The sequence below is a fragment of the Paenirhizobium daejeonense genome, assembly GCF_014280875.1.
In the GTDB taxonomy this organism is placed as follows: Bacteria; Pseudomonadota; Alphaproteobacteria; order Rhizobiales; family Rhizobiaceae; genus Allorhizobium; species Allorhizobium daejeonense.
This window is the reverse complement of record NZ_JACLAL010000002.1, coordinates 1-17,958: the sequence shown is the minus strand read 5'-3', so window position 1 is coordinate 17,958 and position 17,958 is coordinate 1. Positions and strand designations below refer to the sequence as shown.

At 60.3% G+C, this 17,958-nt stretch carries 16 protein-coding genes; 10 read left to right on the top strand and 6 right to left on the bottom strand.

What is annotated here, in order from left to right; genetic code table 11:
- Positions 1 to 77 precede the first annotated feature (77 nt).
- Positions 78 to 1,505 (top strand): NADP-dependent phosphogluconate dehydrogenase, encoded by a 1,428-nt coding sequence (gene gnd, locus H4I99_RS03740; RefSeq protein WP_163899232.1) that lies wholly within the window; start codon positions 78 to 80, stop codon positions 1,503 to 1,505.
- 155 nt (positions 1,506 to 1,660) lie between these two features.
- Here the strand turns inward: gnd and H4I99_RS03735 are convergent, their stop codons facing one another.
- Positions 1,661 to 2,704, bottom strand: coding sequence for a LacI family transcriptional regulator (locus H4I99_RS03735; protein ID WP_163899228.1), 1,044 nt, complete (start codon positions 2,702 to 2,704; stop codon positions 1,661 to 1,663).
- A gap of 446 nt (positions 2,705 to 3,150) precedes the next feature.
- Here H4I99_RS03735 and H4I99_RS03730 point away from each other — a divergent pair, with 446 nt between their 5' ends.
- The 9 genes from H4I99_RS03730 to H4I99_RS03690 all read left to right on the top strand — a co-directional run bounded on the left by H4I99_RS03730 (position 3,151) and on the right by H4I99_RS03690 (position 14,868).
- Positions 3,151 to 4,386 (top strand): ABC transporter substrate-binding protein, encoded by a 1,236-nt coding sequence (locus H4I99_RS03730; RefSeq protein ID WP_163899225.1) that lies wholly within the window; start codon positions 3,151 to 3,153, stop codon positions 4,384 to 4,386.
- 163 nt (positions 4,387 to 4,549) lie between these two features.
- Positions 4,550 to 5,500 (top strand): carbohydrate ABC transporter permease, encoded by a 951-nt coding sequence (locus H4I99_RS03725; protein WP_163899222.1) that lies wholly within the window; start codon positions 4,550 to 4,552, stop codon positions 5,498 to 5,500.
- Between the two features lie 31 nt (positions 5,501 to 5,531).
- Positions 5,532 to 6,437, top strand: coding sequence for a carbohydrate ABC transporter permease (locus tag H4I99_RS03720; protein WP_194362047.1), 906 nt, complete (start codon positions 5,532 to 5,534; stop codon positions 6,435 to 6,437).
- A gap of 6 nt (positions 6,438 to 6,443) precedes the next feature.
- Positions 6,444 to 7,535, top strand: coding sequence for an ABC transporter ATP-binding protein (locus tag H4I99_RS03715; RefSeq protein ID WP_163899216.1), 1,092 nt, complete (start codon positions 6,444 to 6,446; stop codon positions 7,533 to 7,535).
- Positions 7,536 to 7,597: 62 nt separating this feature from the next.
- Positions 7,598 to 10,057 (top strand): beta-mannosidase, encoded by a 2,460-nt coding sequence (locus tag H4I99_RS03710; protein WP_163899213.1) that lies wholly within the window; start codon positions 7,598 to 7,600, stop codon positions 10,055 to 10,057.
- 67 nt (positions 10,058 to 10,124) lie between these two features.
- Positions 10,125 to 10,886, top strand: a complete 762-nt coding sequence (locus H4I99_RS03705) for a sugar phosphate isomerase/epimerase family protein (RefSeq protein ID WP_163899210.1) — start codon at positions 10,125 to 10,127, stop codon at positions 10,884 to 10,886.
- Between the two features lie 23 nt (positions 10,887 to 10,909).
- Positions 10,910 to 12,043, top strand: coding sequence for a Gfo/Idh/MocA family protein (locus H4I99_RS03700; RefSeq protein ID WP_163899206.1), 1,134 nt, complete (start codon positions 10,910 to 10,912; stop codon positions 12,041 to 12,043).
- 64 nt (positions 12,044 to 12,107) lie between these two features.
- Entirely contained in the window at positions 12,108 to 13,160 is a 1,053-nt protein-coding gene (gene mgrA, locus H4I99_RS03695) for an L-glyceraldehyde 3-phosphate reductase (RefSeq protein ID WP_163899203.1), read from the top strand.
- A gap of 97 nt (positions 13,161 to 13,257) precedes the next feature.
- Positions 13,258 to 14,868: a glycoside hydrolase family 43 protein gene (locus H4I99_RS03690; protein WP_163899200.1), complete on the top strand. Its 1,611-nt coding sequence runs from the start codon at positions 13,258 to 13,260 to the stop codon at positions 14,866 to 14,868.
- Between the two features lie 54 nt (positions 14,869 to 14,922).
- On the opposite strand, the gene fghA is transcribed toward H4I99_RS03690, so the two are convergent.
- The 5 genes from fghA to H4I99_RS03665 all read right to left on the bottom strand — a co-directional run.
- Complete coding sequence (fghA, locus tag H4I99_RS03685) at positions 14,923 to 15,756, bottom strand: S-formylglutathione hydrolase (RefSeq protein ID WP_163899197.1); 834 nt, start codon at positions 15,754 to 15,756, stop codon at positions 14,923 to 14,925.
- A 23-nt stretch (positions 15,757 to 15,779) separates the two neighbouring features.
- Positions 15,780 to 16,442: a DUF1345 domain-containing protein gene (locus tag H4I99_RS03680; RefSeq protein WP_163899194.1), complete on the bottom strand. Its 663-nt coding sequence runs from the start codon at positions 16,440 to 16,442 to the stop codon at positions 15,780 to 15,782.
- 24 nt (positions 16,443 to 16,466) lie between these two features.
- The gene (locus H4I99_RS03675; protein ID WP_163899191.1) at positions 16,467 to 16,907 is read right to left on the bottom strand and encodes a YaiI/YqxD family protein; all 441 of its coding nucleotides are present in this window, start codon (positions 16,905 to 16,907) and stop codon (positions 16,467 to 16,469) included.
- Entirely contained in the window at positions 16,904 to 17,365 is a 462-nt protein-coding gene (locus H4I99_RS03670; RefSeq protein ID WP_244624899.1) for a GNAT family N-acetyltransferase, read from the bottom strand. Before H4I99_RS03670 ends, H4I99_RS03675 begins: the two co-directional genes overlap by 4 nt.
- On the bottom strand, positions 17,362 to 17,958 hold a 597-nt coding region (locus tag H4I99_RS03665; RefSeq protein WP_186663221.1), incomplete at its 5' end, for a zinc-binding dehydrogenase. The genes H4I99_RS03670 and H4I99_RS03665, both read right to left, overlap by 4 nt.

Below are 17,958 nucleotides of genomic sequence, written 5' to 3'. Positions count from 1 at the left end.
ATCTTTCTTGCTCCTGCAATGAAGGAGTGCCAAAACAGGCCGATTTGAATTTCAATCGTTTTGAATCGGAGCAGGAAATGCAGCAGGCTGAAATCGGACTGATCGGGCTTGGCGTGATGGGTTCCAATCTGGCGCTCAATATCGCCGAGAAGGGCAACAGGATCGCCGTCTTCAACCGAACGACCGCACGTACCGACGAATTCCTCGGCGAAGCCGGAGATCTTGCCGGCCAGATCGTCGCCTGCCATACGATCGAAGAATTTGTTGCGGCCATCCGTCCGCCGCGGCCGATCATCATCATGATCAAGGCCGGCGATGCCGTGGACCAGCAGATCGATGCGCTAATGCCCCATCTCTCGGGCGGGGACATCATGATCGACGCCGGCAATGCTAATTTCCGCGATACCATGTCCCGTTTCGAGCGGCTGTCCGGCACCGGCCTGACCTTTATCGGCATGGGTGTCTCCGGCGGTGAGGAAGGCGCGCGTCACGGCCCCTCGATCATGGTCGGCGGTACGCCGGAATCCTATGCACGTGTCGAAACTGTGCTCACCTCGATTGCTGCAAAGTATGAAGACGATCCGTGCTGCGCATGGCTTGGACCGAACGGCGCCGGCCACTTCGTCAAGACCATCCATAACGGCATCGAATATGCGGATATGCAGATGATCGCCGAAATCTATGGCATCCTGCGAGACGGCCTCGGCAAGAGCGCAACCGAGATCGGTTCGACCTTCGGCGGCTGGAACAAGGGCCGCCTGAATTCCTACCTGATCGAAATCACCGAAAAGGTTCTTGCGGCTGCCGATCCGGCGACCGGCGGCTCCATGGTCGATCTCATTCTCGACAAGGCTGGCCAGAAGGGTACGGGCAAGTGGTCGGTGATCGAGGCGCAGCAGATGGGCATTCCGGCTACCGCGATTGAAGCCGCAGTCGCGGCACGCAGCCTGTCCTCGATGAAGTCTGAGCGGGAAGCGGCCGAAGCCCTGTTCGGCAAGGAAAAGCTGCCGTTCACGCTTTCCGGCGGCAATCTGGAGACCGATCTGGAGCTTGCTCTTTTCGCCGCCAAGATCGCTGCCTATGCACAGGGCTTCGCCGTCATGTCCGCCGCCAGCAAGGAGTTTGGCTGGTCGTTGCCCATGCCGACGATCGCGAAGATCTGGCGCGCCGGCTGCATCATCCGCTCGCAGTTCCTCGACGAGATTACCCGCGCCTTCACGGCAACGCCGGATGCCGCCAACCTGATCGTCACGCCGGCATTTTCGGCCATGGTCAAGGAAAGTCTGCCGTCGCTGCGCCGCATCGTCGCAGCAGCCGTATCCGCCGGCCTGCCGGTTCCCGCTCTTGCCTCGGCGCTCACATATTTCGACGCCTACCGGCAGTCTCGCGGCACTGCGAACCTCATCCAGGCCCAGCGCGATTTCTTCGGTGCCCATGGCTTCGACCGCACGGATGGCAAGGACATTCATCACGGCCCGTGGGGTAGCGGCGCAAGCGCGGCCTGAATGTGCGCATTAGAGCATTCGGGCGGAAAATGAATTGCCTTGAATGCTCTATGACTTTGCTCTTGCTTCAGTTCCTGAAAAAAACAGCGACAGACTTTTACTGGAACTGCATTCGTCATCATCTTGAGTAGAAGAACCGGCCTTGAGCCGGTTTTTCATTTTTCGTCGTCCGGCCAGACGGGCAGGCTGACACTCTGGAGCTGCTCGGGCGCTGCCCCATCGATACGGGCGATCACGGCGCTTGCCAGCTCGCGGCCCGCTTCCCTCACATCCTCGGAGGCGGTGATGATTTCCGGTCGGATCCAGTTGAGGATCGGGATCGATTGTTTCGACACCAGATCGAGGTCGCGCCCGACATGTTTGCCGGCGGCCTCTATACCCGCATTGACGGCGATCGCGCCGCTTCCGGCGGAACATATGAAACCATCGGGGGCATCCTTGGAGCGCATCAGTGCCTCGACCGCATCACGTATATCCGCCAGAGGCGAATCGATCGTGACCCGTAACGGTACTTCTTCCGCACCGGCTTGGTGCAGCGCGGACAGGAAGCCGTCCCTGGTATGCGTGTAGTAGGTGAGCTTGCTCGGCGGCTGCAGAAGCGCAATACGACGGCGCCCTCGCTGTACCAGACGTTCGACGGCCTGGCGGGCAAAGGCTTCGTTGTCATAGTCGTGATAGGCGTGCACCAGACCGCAATCGGTGCGGCCATGGGTGGCGAAGGGCATGTTCTGTTCGACGAGCAGCCGAACGCGCGGATCATCCGGTTCCGTGCGGGAAATAATGACGCCGTCAGCCGATCCGGTCTCCAGAATATAGCGGATCGGAAGCATCGGGTCCTTTGAATGGGAATGCGGTGTCACGACGATGTGGTACGGCGTGTTGGACAGCACTTCCGAAATGCCGAAGACCATCTGGTTGGAAAAGCCCATGATCTCTTCGTCGATGCTCAGCACCAGCGCGATAACGTTGGTCTTTCCCGTTCTTAGGCGAACGCCGGCGCGGTTCGGCTGGTAGCCGAGCTGGCGGGCGACCATGCGAACGCGCTCCTTCGTCTCGGCGCCAATATCCGGCGCGTCCTTGAGGGCGCGCGAAACGGTGGTGATGCCCAGTCCTGTCATGAAGGCAATGGTTTTGAGGGTCGGCCGTTCCCTGGTTTCCGCCACCGGAGCCGGTGTGGCTCCTTCATTTCGGTTCTTCATGCTGTCCCCATCACTGCCCAAACACGCAGTATAAATAGCTTCTCGGCAGCTGCAAACGCATCCTCATGCATTGGGTGAATGGTTTTCGCTCAAAACTGCAACGTTGCAGTTCTTTTGTCGAGCCAATTCGATCTTGCATCGCAATACGTGTGCAACCTATGGGTTATATAGGTGATTCCCCTACGTCTGCTGCACTGCCGATATTCAAGAGGTGCGCCCGGTCGCAATGATTTCGCCGATTTCGAATATGTTCTTGAGTTATTTCAGGCTTCTTCTGTTCCTGCGACGCAGCATTTAGAAAGCGATTACAGTTACCACATTCAATATTTAGAACAATCTGGGATAGAAAATGGCGATGGAAGAATAAAAAATCCTCGCGACGGTTGCGCGTCTAAATCGTTTCGCATAGATTTTCACTGCAACGTTTCAGTGAGGGAGGAGACTCAATGAACTTTCGTAGCGTCGCGGCATTTCTGGCCGCTAGCGTCGTGCTGCCCTTCGGTGCCGCTCATGCCACCGATCTCGAAGTAACCCATTGGTGGACGTCGGGCGGGGAGGCGGCCGCTGTCGCGGAACTCGCCAAGGCCTTTGATGCCACGGGCAATAAATGGGTCGATGGTGCAATTGCCGGTTCCGGGGGGACGGCCCGGCCAATCATGGTGAGCCGCATCACCGGTGGCGACCCGATGGGAGCCACCCAGTTCAACCATGGCCGTCAGGCCGAAGAACTCGTCCAGTCAGGCCTCATGCGCGACCTTACGGATGTCGCGACCAAGGAAAACTGGAAGGAAATCATCCGTCCGGCAAGCCTTCTCGATAGCTGCACGATCGATGGCAAGATCTATTGCGCGCCGGTCAACATTCACTCCTGGCAATGGCTCTGGCTTTCCAACGATGCCTTCACCAAGGCGGGGGTCGAGGTTCCGAAGAACTGGGACGAATTCGTCGCCGCCGCACCTGCGCTTGAAAAGGCCGGGGTGGTGCCGCTCGCCGTCGGTGGTCAGCCGTGGCAGTCCAACGGTGCATTCGACGTTCTGTTCCTGGCGCTCGCGGGCAAGGACACCTTCCTGAAAGTCTTCGGCGACAAGGATGCAGAATTGGCTGCCGGGCCTGAAATTGCCAAGATCTTCAAGGCGGCCGATGATGCGCGGCGTCTGTCGAAGGGCACGAACGTGCAGGACTGGAACCAGGCGACCAACATGGTCATCACCGGCAAGGCTGGCGGCCAGATCATGGGCGACTGGGCGCAGGGCGAGTTTGCGCTCGCCGGCAAGGTTGCGGGCAAGGACTATACCTGCCTGCCGGGTCTCGGCGTCAATCCGGTCATCGCCACGGGCGGCGATGCCTTCTATTTCCCGCTGCTGAAAGACGAAGCGAAATCCAAGGCGCAAGAGGTGCTCGCTTCTACGCTCGTCGCACCGACGACGCAGGTTGCCTTCAACCTCAAGAAGGGGTCGCTGCCGGTGCGCGGCGACGTGGATCTCGGCGCCGCCAACGACTGCATGAAGAAAGGTCTCGATATTCTGGCAAAGGGTGACGTGATCCCGTGGACGGACCAGCTTCTTTCGGCCGACAGCCAGAAGCAGAAGGAGGACCTCTTCTCTGAATTCTTCGCCAATCCGTCGATGACGCCGGAGGACGCGCAGAAGCGTTTCGTCGACATTATCGCGTCGGCGGACTGATCGCAGTCTCCCGAGGCTTCCGGCGCGGATTATGATCCGCGCCGGGCTTTCATGGCGGGAAGCAATGCCTCGCTAGTCGTGCCTGCATGACAGAACCGGAAGCCACGTGCTTCGCCTGGATCCGTGATGCGGGAGTTACTGGATCACCAAGGAGGAGTGACCCATGACGGATCAGTTGACCGGCCCCTTGCCGGACCCATTTCCCGTCCAATCGGCGGGCCGGAAGCGCTCAGGGCGACCCAACCAGCTCTTGCGCAATCTCAATGCGAAGATTGCCTCCATTCCGATGGTTCTGACGGCTCTCGTCATATTTCTCGGCGGAACGGTCTGGACGGTCGTCTATTCATTCACGAACTCCAAGCTGCTGCCTCGGGCGAAGTTCGTGGGGTTCGACCAATACGAGCGCTTATGGGCTGCGCCGCGCTGGTTGGTTTCGATCGAAAACCTGGCAATCTACGGCCTCTTCACGCTGATCTTCAGCTTGGTGATCGGCTTTGTGTTGGCGGCGTTGATGGACCAGAAGATCCGCTTCGAAAACACCTTCCGGACGATCTTTCTTTATCCCTTCGCCTTGTCCTTCATCGTGACGGGCCTTGTCTGGCAATGGGTGCTCAATCCGGAATTCGGCATCCAGTCGGTGGTCAGAAGTCTCGGTTGGACGAGCTTCACCTTCGACCCGCTGTATAATTCCGACATCGTCATCTATGGCGTCCTGATCGCCGGCCTCTGGCAGGGAACGGGTCTCGTCATGTGCCTGCTGCTCGCGGGTCTACGCGGCATCGACGAAGATATCTGGAAGGCCTCGCGAGTGGACGGCATTCCGATGTGGCGGACCTATCTCTTCATCGTCATACCGATGATGCGGCCGGTGTTCATCACCACGCTCGTCATCATCGCGAGCGGCATCGTCAAGGTCTACGATCTCGTCGTTGCCCAGACGAGCGGCGGTCCGGGCATCGCCTCCGAAGTGCCTGCGAAATATGTCTACGACTACATGTTCCAGGCGCAGAACCTGGGGCAGGGCTTCGCCGCCTCCACCATGATGCTGGTCACGGTCGCGATCATCATCATTCCATGGGCCTATCTGGAATTCGGAGGTAAGAAGCGTGGATAACACGGGTTCCCTCAATTCGTCTGCCACCGGCATGGATGAGCCGGCTGGCCGCCTTCGGGCCGGGCCGCGCGGAGCAAAGCCTAAGCGTCGGCTTTCCTCGCGAAACATCATGATCTACGGTACGCTGTTTGTTGCCGCGGCCTACTACCTGCTGCCGTTGTATGTGATGGTGGTCACGTCTCTCAAGGGCATGCCGGAAATCCGGCTCGGCAACATCTTCTCCGCACCTGTCGAGATCACCTTCGAGCCCTGGGTCAAGGCCTGGGCGACGGCCTGCACGGGCCTGAATTGCGACGGTCTCTCGCGCGGCTTCTGGAACTCGGTGCGCATCACCGTTCCCTCGACGCTGATCTCGATCCTGATCGCCTCGGTCAACGGTTACGCGCTCGCCAACTGGCGTTTCAAGGGCGCGGATTTCTTCTTCACCATCCTGATCGTCGGTGCGTTCATTCCCTATCAGGTGATGATCTATCCGATCGTCATCGTGCTGCGCGAAATCGGGCTTTACGGCTCGCTGAGCGGTCTCGTGATCGTGCACACCATCTTCGGAATGCCGATCCTGACGCTGCTTTTCCGCAACTATTTCACTTCGTTGCCCGAGGAGTTGTTCAAGGCGGCGCGCATCGACGGGGCGGGATTCTGGCAGATCTATTTCCGCATCATGCTGCCGATGTCGCTGCCGATCTTCGTCGTCGCGATGATCCTTCAGGTGACCGGCATCTGGAACGACTTCCTGTTCGGCGTCGTTTTCACCCGCCCGGAATATTACCCGATGACGGTCCAGCTCAACAACATCGTCAACTCCGTCCAGGGGGTGAAGGAATACAACGTCAACATGGCTGCCACGCTGCTGACCGGCGCGGTCCCGCTCATCGTCTATTTCGTGTCCGGCCGGCTTTTTGTCCGCGGTATCGCCGCCGGCGCAGTGAAGGGTTAAGCGCATATGTCGTATAGTGTATCGATCAAGGACCTGTCTTTGAGCTTCGGCGCGGTCAAGGTTCTGGAAAACCTCAACCTCGACATCCGGGACGGCGAATTCCTCGTGCTGCTGGGATCGTCCGGCTGCGGCAAGTCGACCCTGCTCAACTGCATCGCCGGGCTTCTGGAGCCGACCGACGGACAGATCTTCATCAAGGATCGCAACGTCACCTGGGAAGAGCCCAAGGATCGCGGCATCGGCATGGTGTTCCAGTCCTACGCGCTTTATCCGCAGATGAGCGTGGAGAAGAACCTCTCTTTTGGTCTCAGGGTTGCCAAGGTGCCGGCGGACAAGATCCGGGAGAAGGTGGCGCGGGCGGCCGAGATCCTGCAGATCCAGCAGCTGCTCGACCGCAAGCCGGCAGCCCTTTCCGGAGGCCAGCGTCAACGCGTCGCTATCGGCCGCGCGCTGGTGCGTGATGTCGATGTCTTCCTGTTCGATGAGCCACTATCGAACCTCGACGCCAAGCTACGCTCGGAGCTGCGCGTGGAGATCAAGCGGCTGCACCAGTCGCTTAAGAACACGATGATCTACGTCACCCACGATCAGATCGAGGCGCTCACTCTGGCCGACCGCATCGCCATCATGAAGAGCGGGGTGATCCAGCAACTGGACGATCCGATGACGATCTACAACCGCCCGAAAAACCTGTTCGTTGCCGGCTTCATCGGTTCGCCGCCGATGAATTTCTTCCGGGGAGAACTCGCCAACCGCGAGGGCAAGGTGGTTTTCACCACCGGCGGCGCCGATTTTTCGCTCTACGGCTATCAGACCGAAACGTCTCTGGAACCTGGCCGCAAGGTTGTGCTCGGGGTCAGGCCAGAACACGTCATGCTGGACGAGGACGTGCCGGAGGCGGCAGAAATCCATGAGGCAACCGTCGATATCGAGGAGCCCATGGGAGCGGACAACCTGCTCTGGCTGAAGCATGCCGGTCACGTCATTTCGGTGAGGACGGCAGGCACCCGGCGTTACAGCCCGGGCACCAAGGTGCGCCTCGGTTTCGACATGTCCGTGGCTTCTCTTTTCGACGCGGGCACGGAGGAGCGGATCTGAGCGACAGCGGCCTGCTGCAGTTCACCTCACTCTGTTTTGCATAAGATTTCCGGATCAAGGACATGGCATCACATATCGATACTCCCACAATCGACCTTTCAGGCGAATGGCGGCTTTCCTCTGGGGACGGTGAACATTCCGCGACGATGGTGTTGCCGGGAGACGTTCATTCGGCGCTTCAGGCCGCGAAGATCATTCCCGATCCGTATTGGGGGCGCAACGAGGAGGCGGTGCAGTGGGTTGCCGAGCGGGAGTGGTCGGTTGAGCGGAGCTTTTTCGTCGATCATGCGGAAGGCAGCTGGTATCTCGACATCGACTATCTCGACACGGTCGCCGTGGTGTTCGTCAACGATGTGCCGGTGCTGTCGGCCGACAACTGCTTCCGCCGCTATCGGCCTGATGTGTCCAAGGCTATAGAGCCGGGCGAAAACCGCATACGCATCCACTTCCATTCGAGCATTGCGGCCGGCGCCGAGCGGCAGGCGCGGCAGCCCTTCTACATTCCGTATCAAAAGGCCAATTCACCAATCCCGAACGGCAACATGCTGCGCAAGCCGCAATGCCATTTCGGCTGGGACTGGAATATCGCCATCGCGCCGCTCGGCCTTTACGGCAGGATCGCCTTGAATAAGCTGGATCCGGCGCGCATCGAACATTTCGAAACCGAACAAGTCCATCACGAGAATGGCAGCGTCGATATCCATGTCACCCTGACACTGTTTTCGACCGATCCCGCAGTCGTTCCGGTCCATTTCGAATTCGATGGTGAAAGGGTGAGGCTCGATTGCGGCATTGCTGCCGGAGAGACGAAGATCACCCATGTCTTTCATGTCGACAGCCCCAGGCTCTGGTGGCCGGCGGGAAGCGGCGAACAGGCGCTTTACGCTCTTTCCGTCGACATTCCCGGTGAGACGTTTACCCGGCAGATCGGTCTTCGGACGATCGAACTCCTGACCGATCCGGACGAGGCCGGCAGCCGCTTTGCGTTCCGGGTCAACGGCCGCGAGATCTTCTGCCGTGGGGCAAACTGGATACCGGCGGACGCTCTGTATTCCCGCACCGATAGGGTGAAAACAAAGGACCTTCTGAACTCGGCTGTCGAAGCCAACATGAACATGATCCGCATCTGGGGCGGCGGTTTCTACGAGGCCGACTGGTTCTACGATCTCTGCGACCGTCTCGGCCTCATGGTGTGGCAGGACTTCATGTTCGCCTGCAATCTCTACCCCTGCAGTGAGGATTTCCTCTCGAATGTGGCTGACGAAGTTGATTATCAGGTCAGGCGGCTTTCGTCGCATCCCTCCATCGCGCTCTGGTGTGGTGACAACGAACTGGTCGGCGCGCTCACCTGGTTCCCGGAATCGGTCGAGAACCGCGATCGTTATCTCGTCGCTTATGACCGGCTCAACCGGACGATCGAGCAGGGCGTGAAGAAGGCGTATCAGCAGGCGATCTGGTGGCCGTCGAGCCCTGCTTCCGGCTATCTCGATTATGGCGACGCATGGCACGCCGATGGCTCGGGCGATATGCATTACTGGTCGGTTTGGCACGAGAACAAGTCGTTCGACAATTACCGCAGCGTCAAGCCGCGCTTCTGCTCGGAATTCGGCTTTCAGTCCTACACGTCCCTGCCTGTGATCCGCCAATTTGCAGAGGAGGCCGACCTCAACATCGCCTCGCCGGTCATCGAACTGCACCAAAAGAACGCCGGAGGCAACGAGCGGATCGCCGGCACCATGTTCCGTTATTTCCGTTTCCCTATAGACTTTGCCAAATTCGTCTACCTCTCGCAGATCCAGCAGGGTCTCGCGATCCGCACGGCGGTCGACTACTGGCGCTCGCTGAAACCGCATTGCATGGGCACGCTCTACTGGCAGCTCAACGACACCTGGCCGGTCGCCTCGTGGTCGAGCCTCGACTACGGCGGCGGCTGGAAGGCGATGCACTACATGGCGCGCCGCTTCTTCCAACCGGTCAATGTCGCCGCCATCCCGTCCGCCGATGGAACGCGTATCGCGCTCTCCATGGTCAACGACACTGCCGATCCGGTCGAAATCGACCTGACCTTGTTTGCGCTGACACTCGCTGGCGAACGCATTCCGCTGCAGAGCACGAGCGGCACCTGCGCGCCGGACCGGGCGGGAACGCTGGTTGAAATCGACGCGACCGATGTGCCGATCGACAGCCTTCTCGGCTGGAGCTTCACGGCTTCCAACGGCATGGCCGGCGAGGGACATCACGTAACGGGCACCTACAAGGCGCTGGATCTTCAGCCATCCGGACTTGATGTCTCGGTCAGCGAGATCGCAGGCGGCTCGTTCGAGATTGACGTCAGCGCCCGGGGCCTCGCCCTGTTCGTCATGCTCGAGGCCGATGTCGCCGGGCGCTTTTCCGACAATGCCTTCGATCTTCATGGCGGTCAGACCCGCCGCATCGTCTTCAAGCCGTCAGCACCGCTTGCCGCCGGATCGCTTCCGAGGATCACCGTCTACGACCTTCACGGCAGCCAGTCCGCCGGCTGAACAATCTCACAGGGAAAGCGGGCAGGGCGCAACTTCGTCCCTGCTCGCCAAGAGGAGGAATAACCCCATGACCAAGCTTGGTTTCCAGCTTTACAGCGCCCGCAATTTCCAGCCCTTTTCCGCGATCTTTCCACAACTTGCCAAGGCAGGCTACACCCATGTCGAAGGCTATGGCGCGATGTATGCCTCGCTCGACGATGCCGGTCTCGCTTCGCTTCGTGCGGAACTCGATAAGAACGGCCTCACGATGCCGACCGGTCATTTTGGTCTCGACATGCTCGAGGCCGATTCCGCGAGGGCGTTGAGGATCGCCAGGGCGCTCGGCATCGAGGCGATCTATTGCCCCTACCTGATGCCCGACGCCCGTCCGACGGACGAGGTCGGCTGGTTTTCCTTCGGCAAGCGCCTGCAGGAGGCTGGCAAGCCGTTCCGTGATGCCGGTCTGGTGTTCGGCTGGCACAATCACGACTTCGAGTTCGCAACGCTCCCGGATGGCTCCACGCCGCAGGAGCAGATTTTTGCGGGCGGGCCTGAACTCTCATGGGAGGCTGATATCGCCTGGATCATCAGGGGCAAGGCCGATCCCTTCGCCTGGATTGAAAGCTACGGCAAGCGCATCACTGCCGTCCATGTCAAGGACATCGCGCCGGCCGGTGCCAGCACCGACGAGGACGGCTGGGCGGATGTCGGCCACGGAACCGTGCCGTGGAAGGAGCTGATCGCAGCGCTCAAGCCCTGTGGCGTCGCCCATTACATTCTCGAACACGACAATCCGAAGGACATCGGCCGCCTGATCAAGCGTTCCATCGAAGCCTTCAAAACATACTGACCCCAGATTCCCAGGATAAACCCATGGCACGCGAACTCGGCGTTGGCATCATCGGATGCGGCAATATCTCGACCACCTATTTTTCGCTTTCACCGCTGTTCAGGGGGCTGAAGGTGCTGGCCTGCAGCGACCTCAACATGAATGCCGCGGAACTGCGAGCGGAGGAGTATGGCGTCAAGGCGCAAACGCTGGACGAACTGCTGGCGAATGACGAACTCGACATTATCGTCAACCTGACCATCCCCGATGCGCATTACGCCGTGTCCAAGCGCATCCTCGAGGCGGGCAAGCACGTCTATTCGGAAAAGCCGCTTGTATTGAGCCTGTCGGCCGGTGAGGAACTCCGCCGGATCGCCAAGGAAAAGGGGCTTTCCGTCGGTTGCGCGCCCGATACCTTCCTCGGCGGCTCGCACCAGCTTGCCCGCAAGTTCATCGAGGACGGCGGCATCGGCCGGGTCACGTCGGGCACGTGCCATGTCATGAGCCCGGGTATGGAGATGTGGCATCCGAATCCGGATTTCTTCTTCCTGCCGGGCGGCGGGCCGATCCTCGACCTCGGGCCCTACTACATCGCCAATCTCGTCAACCTAATCGGCCCTGTGAAACGCGTGGCGGCGCTTACTTCCATGGCGTCGGAGACGCGCACCATCACCAGCCAGCCGCGGGCAGGCGAGGTGATCCCCGTGCGGACGCCGACCAATATCCACGCGTTGATGGAGTTCGCAAACGGCGCGACCGTCACGCTGTCGGCGAGCTGGGACGTCTGGTCCCACCGACATGGCAACATGGAGCTCTATGGCACGGATGGCTCGCTCTATGTACCGGATCCCAATTTCTTCGGAGGGAAGGTTGAGGCTTCCGGCCGTGACAAGAACATTGCACCGCTGGAGGCATGGGTTCATCCCTTCGGCATCGACAATCAGGAAAGCCCGCAGGGTCCCCGCGCCAATTACCGGACGGCGGGACTTGCGGACATGGCAATCGCCATCATCGAGGGACGGGACGCCCGCTGCTCGCTCGACCGAGCATTACATGGCGTCGACGTCATGACCTCGATCCTGAAATCTGGCGAGACCGGAGAGTTCGTGACGCTTGCGACCACCTGTACCCAGCCCGCCGCACTCGGCATCGAAGAAGCGCATGCGCTGTTGCGGTGACGAAACGGGCGATTGCCGGTAAGACGGGGGTGAGGAGCCCCCGTCTTTCATACTGGAGGAATATATGACTTGGACCCCGGCCGAAGACCGCTACGAGCGGATGACTTATAACAACTGCGGCAAGAGCGGCCTGAAACTGCCGGCGATTTCGCTTGGGCTCTGGCAGAATTTCGGCGTCGAGACACCGCATGTCACCAAGCAGGCGATCTGCCGGAAAGCCTTCGATCTCGGCATCACCCATTTCGACCTCGCCAACAATTACGGCCCGCCGGGCGGCGCGTCGGAACAGGCTTTCGGTGAAATCCTGAAAACCGATTTCGCCGGCCTCCGGGACGAACTGATCGTCTCGACCAAGGCCGGATATCGCATGTGGCCGGGTCCTTATGGCGAATGGGGCAGCCGGAAATATCTGGTCTCTTCCTGCGACCAGAGCCTTAAGCGACTCGGCCTCGATTACGTCGACATCTTCTATTCCCACCGCTTCGATCCCGACACGCCGCTCGAGGAAACATGTGCGGCGCTCGACCACATCGTGCGCTCGGGCAGAGCGCTTTACATCGGCATATCCTCCTACAACTCGAACCGGACGCGTGCGGCCTACGAAATCCTGAAATCGCTCGGCACGCCGCTCCTCATCCACCAGCCGAGCTATTCGATGATCAACCGCTGGATCGAGGAGGATGGCCTCATCGACACTCTGGAGGAACTCGGTGTCGGCGCAATCGTCTTCTCGCCGTTGGCCCAGGGCATGCTGACCTCGAAATATCTCGGCGGCATTCCGGCCGGCAGCCGCGCGGCACTCGACCGTTCGCTCGATCCGACCTTCCTCAACGTGCGGAATATCGAGAATATCCGCGCCCTCGACGTCATTGCCCGGCGGCGCGGCCAGACGCTCGCGCAGATGGCGCTCGCCTGGGTGCTCAGGGGCGGGCGGATCACCTCGGCGTTGATCGGGGCCTCACGGCCGGAACAGGTGGAGGATTGCGTCAAGGCTCTGGAAAACAGGGAGTTTTCCGAGGCTGAACTGGCCGAAATCGATACCTATGCCAAGGAGGCCGACATCAACATCTGGGCCGCATCCGCCGAGCGCAAAGGACCGCCGCGACGGAAGAAATAACCGTTGGAGGTGCCCTTCATTCTCCTGCAGGGAGAAGGTCCATAGGACGCGGCCGGATGAGGGGCTGCCATCTCAAGTTCTTTCGGGAGGAGAACACATGATCCAGAATCCCATCCTGCCGGGTTTCAACCCGGATCCGTCGATCTGCCGGGTCGGGGAGGACTACTATATCGCCACCTCGACCTTCGAGTGGTATCCGGGCGTGCAGATCCACCATTCGCGGGATCTGGTGAACTGGCGGCTGGTGCGGCGGCCGCTGGAGCGGGCCAGCCAGCTCGACATGCGCGGCAATCCCGACAGTTGCGGCGTCTGGGCGCCCTGCCTGTCATTTTCCGACGGGTTGTTCTGGCTCGTCTACACCGACGTGAAGCGCTTCGACGGCAACTTCAAGGATGCCCATAACTATATCGTGACATCGCCCACCATCGAAGGGGAATGGTCGGATCCGGTCTATGTGAACGCCTCCGGTTTCGATCCGTCGCTTTTCCATGACGGCGACGGACGCAAGTGGTTCCTCAATATGCAATGGAACCATCGCTCCGAAAGCTATGGCGGCTCTCCCAAACACCCGGCCTTCGACGGTATCCTTCTGCAGGAATGGGACCCGGTATCGAAGAAACTTACAGGGCCGGTGAAGAACATCTTTGCTGGAAGTCCCCTCGGGCTGGTGGAAGGTCCGCATCTCTTCAAACGTAACGGCTGGTACTACCTCACCACGGCCGAGGGCGGTACGGGCTATGATCATGCCGTGACCATGGCGCGTTCCCGCACGATCGATGGCCCCTATGAGATGCATCCACAGGCGCATCTCATCACCTCGAAGGACCACCCGCAGGCAACGTTGCAGAGGGCCGGGCATGGCCAGTATGTCGAGACGCCGGAAGGCGAGGCCTATCACACTCATCTCTGCGGCCGGCCGCTTTCTCCCTTGAAAAGATGCACGCTCGGCCGGGAAACGGCGATCCAGAAATGCGTCTGGCGTGATGACGGCTGGCTCTATCTCGCCGATGGCGGCCCCGTGCCTGCCGTCAGCGTCGAGGCACCTTTCGCCACGACACGGAACGAACGCCCTGAAGTCATCCAGAGCGATTTCGATGGCGTGGAGCTGCCGGAAGACTTCCAGTGGCTCAGAACCCCCGAACCCTACCGTCTCTTCAGCCTGACGCGACGCCCCGGGCATCTTCGGCTTTTCGCGCGCGAAAGCATCGGCTCCTGGTTCGACCAGTCGCTGGTCGCGCGAAGGCAGGAGGATCATCGGTTCAGGGCCGAGACGCGGATCGAATTCGATCCGGATACCTATCAGCAGGTAGCGGGGCTGACCCACTATTACAACCGGCACAAGTTCCACGCGCTGGGGGTGACGCTGCACGAAAAGCTCGGTCGTGTCCTGACGGTCCTGTCATGCCCCGGCGATTACCCGGAGGCACGGCTGGAGTTTCCGGCGGGTCACGGCATTGCCGTGCCGCCGGGCGCAATGGATCTCGCCATGGAGGTCATCGACAACGCGCTGCGATTTTTCTGGCGCGCTGCAGGTGAGGACCAATGGCGGTCGATCGGACCTGTACTCGATGCCGGTGTCGTTTCGGATGAGGGCGGCCGGGGAGAACACGGGTCTTTCACCGGCGCGTTTACCGGCATGTTCGCCTTCGACACCAGTGGCCGCGCAAAGCCCGCCGATTTCGACTGGTTCGTTTATCGCCGGCTTTGAAAAGGAAGGGGCGGCTCACATCCGCCCGATTTTGTATGGCCTGTAATGCCCGGCTTAGCCGAGGCGCTCGGCATGCCACTTCAGGTGATCGTCCATGAAGGTGGAGATGAAGAAGTAGGAGTGGTCGTAGCGCTCGTGCATGCGCAGCGTCAGACCGATATCGGTGCCCTTGATCGCCTCTTCGAAAAGCCAGGGCTTCAGGCCCGTTTCGAGGAAGCTGTCGGCCGTGCCCTGATCGATCAGGAATTCGGGGAAGCGTGCGCCGTCTTCCACCAGTGCGCACGCGTCGTATGGACGCCATGCGGCCTGATCCTCGCCGAGATATTTGGTGAAGGCGTCAGGCGTCCAGTCGGCCGTCGAGGGGCTGACGATCGGCGCGAAGGCGGAGCAGCTCTTGTAGGTTTCAGGGTTCTTCAGCGCGATGGTCATGGCGCCATGGCCGCCCATTGAGTGGCCGAAGATGCCCTGGCGGTCCATGTCGACGCGGAAGTGTTCGGAAACCAGCGCCGGCAGTTCCTGCGTGATGTAGGTGTACATCCTGTAGTTATCGGACCAGGGCTTCTCTGTCGCGTCGAGATACATGCCCGCGCCCTTGCCCATCTTCCAGTTGGTCAGCTCGTCCGGCACATCGTTGCCGCGCGGGCTGGTGTCCGGGCAGACTATGATGAGGCCGAGTTCGGCGGCCATGCGGCGATACTCGCCCTTTTCCATGACGTTGGCATGAGTGCAGGTGAGGCCGGAGAGATACCAGAGAACAGGCCGCTTTTCCTTGATCGCCTGCGGCGGCACGAAGACGGCAAAGGTCATCTCGCACTGGCAGGCTTCGGACTCGTGGGAGAAGACGCCCTGCATGCCGTCGAAAGCGGTGTTCTGGGAGATGATTTTCATGATGATACCTCTGATGGAGCGGATCAGCCTGCCAGTGAAACCGCGGCGTTCACGGCGGCGGCGACAAGCACGGTGTTGAAAAAATAGGAAACGATCGCATGCAGAAGGTTGATGCGTCGCATGTGTGTGGTGGTGATCGCGGTGTCCGAAGTCTGCGCCGTCATTCCAACAACGAAGGAGAAATACAAAAAATCCCACCCGCTTGGCTCTTCGGTGCCGGGAAACTCCAGCCCGCCGCGGTTGTCGGCACCTTCCTCGGTACTCTCTGGACGCCAGAAAAGATGGGCATAGTGCATCGCTGCCATGGTGTGAATGGTCATCCAGCCGAGAATGACCGAGCAGAAGGCAAGTCCAAGAGTCCACCCTTTGGGGCCCGAACCGCTATTGAGCGCAAGAAAGAGGGAGATGATCGCAACGCCAACGGCGAGCAGCGTGACTGCAATAATGGCCAGCGCCGGGAGGTCGTCGTTCTCCACGCTTGCCCTGAAATGGGCGGCGGTCAGCGCGGGCATGCGGTGGGCGATCTGCAGGAGATAGCCGAGGAAAAAGACGATGGCCGCGATTTCCACCGCGAAGCCCGGCACGAGCGGTATGGTGACCAGCAGGGTCGCCAGCGCCAGCAAGAACGCGAAGACGAACGGACGATGCCGCCGGTCGATACCGTATCGCTTCAGTCCCTGCTTCATCGCCACTTTCCTAAAGATACCAGATCATTTCTTGACCCTGCGGCAGAGCCGGTCAAGCGTTTCGAGGAAGGCGGAACGGTCGCGCGGCGAGAAGGCGGCATTGTAGCCCTTGCTTTCACCAGTCTCGCGTAAATGCGCTCCGAGGTCGCGCATGGCGGTGGCCATGCCGATATTCGTGGTGTCAAAGACGCGTCCCGTCGGTCCCGTCACCTGTGCGCCTGCCGCGACGCAACGACCGGCGAGCGGCACGTCGGCCGTGATGACGATATCGCCGGCTACAGCCCGCTCGGCGATCCAGTTGTCCGCGGCATCGAACCCGCTGGAAACGATGACGTTCTTCACCATGGGATCGCGCGAGGGGCGAAGGCCGGAATTGGCGACGAAAGTTACTTCCATTCCATGCCGCTCCGCGACCTTCAGGATTTCCGGCTTTACCGGGCAAGCGTCGGCATCGACATAGATCATCGCGCGTTCCTCAGCATGTCGACATGCGGGATATTATCCTCCACATACTCGCCGGAGATCGGCTTGAAACCGAACGAGGCATAGAAACGCTGCAGATGGGCCTGGGCGGAAAGCTCTATCGATTCGTCCGGATAAGCCTTTTCGCACTCGACAATCGCCTCCCGCATCAATGCCTCGCCGAGACGTTTCCCACGATGGCCTGGTGAAACCGCGACACGGCCGATCCGCGGATTTGCATCCGCCTGCGGGCGCCAAAGTCTGGCGCAGGCGAGGAGTTCGGGACCGTTCATCAGCCGCAGGTGAAGGCATTCCAGGTCGTTGCCGTCGAGCTCGGGATAGGCGCATTCCTGCTCGACGACGAAGACATCGACACGCATCTTCAGCATGTCGTAGAGCTCGATGGCGGAGAACTGCTCCAGTCTCCGCACATCGACGATATAGGCGGGCAGGGCCGTCAATAGACGACGACGCCGCGGATGGATTCACCCTTGTGCATGAGTTCGAAGCCATGGTTGATGTCTTCGAGCGGCATGGTGTGGGTGATCATCGGATCGATCTGGATCTTGCCTTCCATGTACCAGTCGACGATCTTCGGCACGTCGGTGCGACCGCGCGCGCCTCCGAAGGCCGTGCCCATCCAGTTGCGGCCGGTGACCAGCTGGAACGGACGCGTCGAGATTTCCTGGCCCGCGCCCGCGACCCCGATGATCACAGACTTGCCCCAGCCGCGATGCGAGGCTTCCAGCGCCTGACGCATCACCTTCGTGTTGCCGGTGCAGTCGAAGGTGTAGTCCGCGCCGCCGATCAGGTCGCCGTTGCGCTTGGTCATGTTGACCAGATAGGGCACGATGTCGTCGCCGACTTCCTTCGGATTGACGAAATGCGTCATGCCGAACTTCTCGCCCCATGCCTTGCGGTCCGGGTTGATGTCGACGCCGATGATCATGTCCGCGCCGGCCAAACGCAGGCCCTGCAGAACGTTCAGACCGATGCCGCCGAGACCGAAGACGATCGCCGTCGAGCCGATCTCGACCTTGGCGGTGTTGATCAC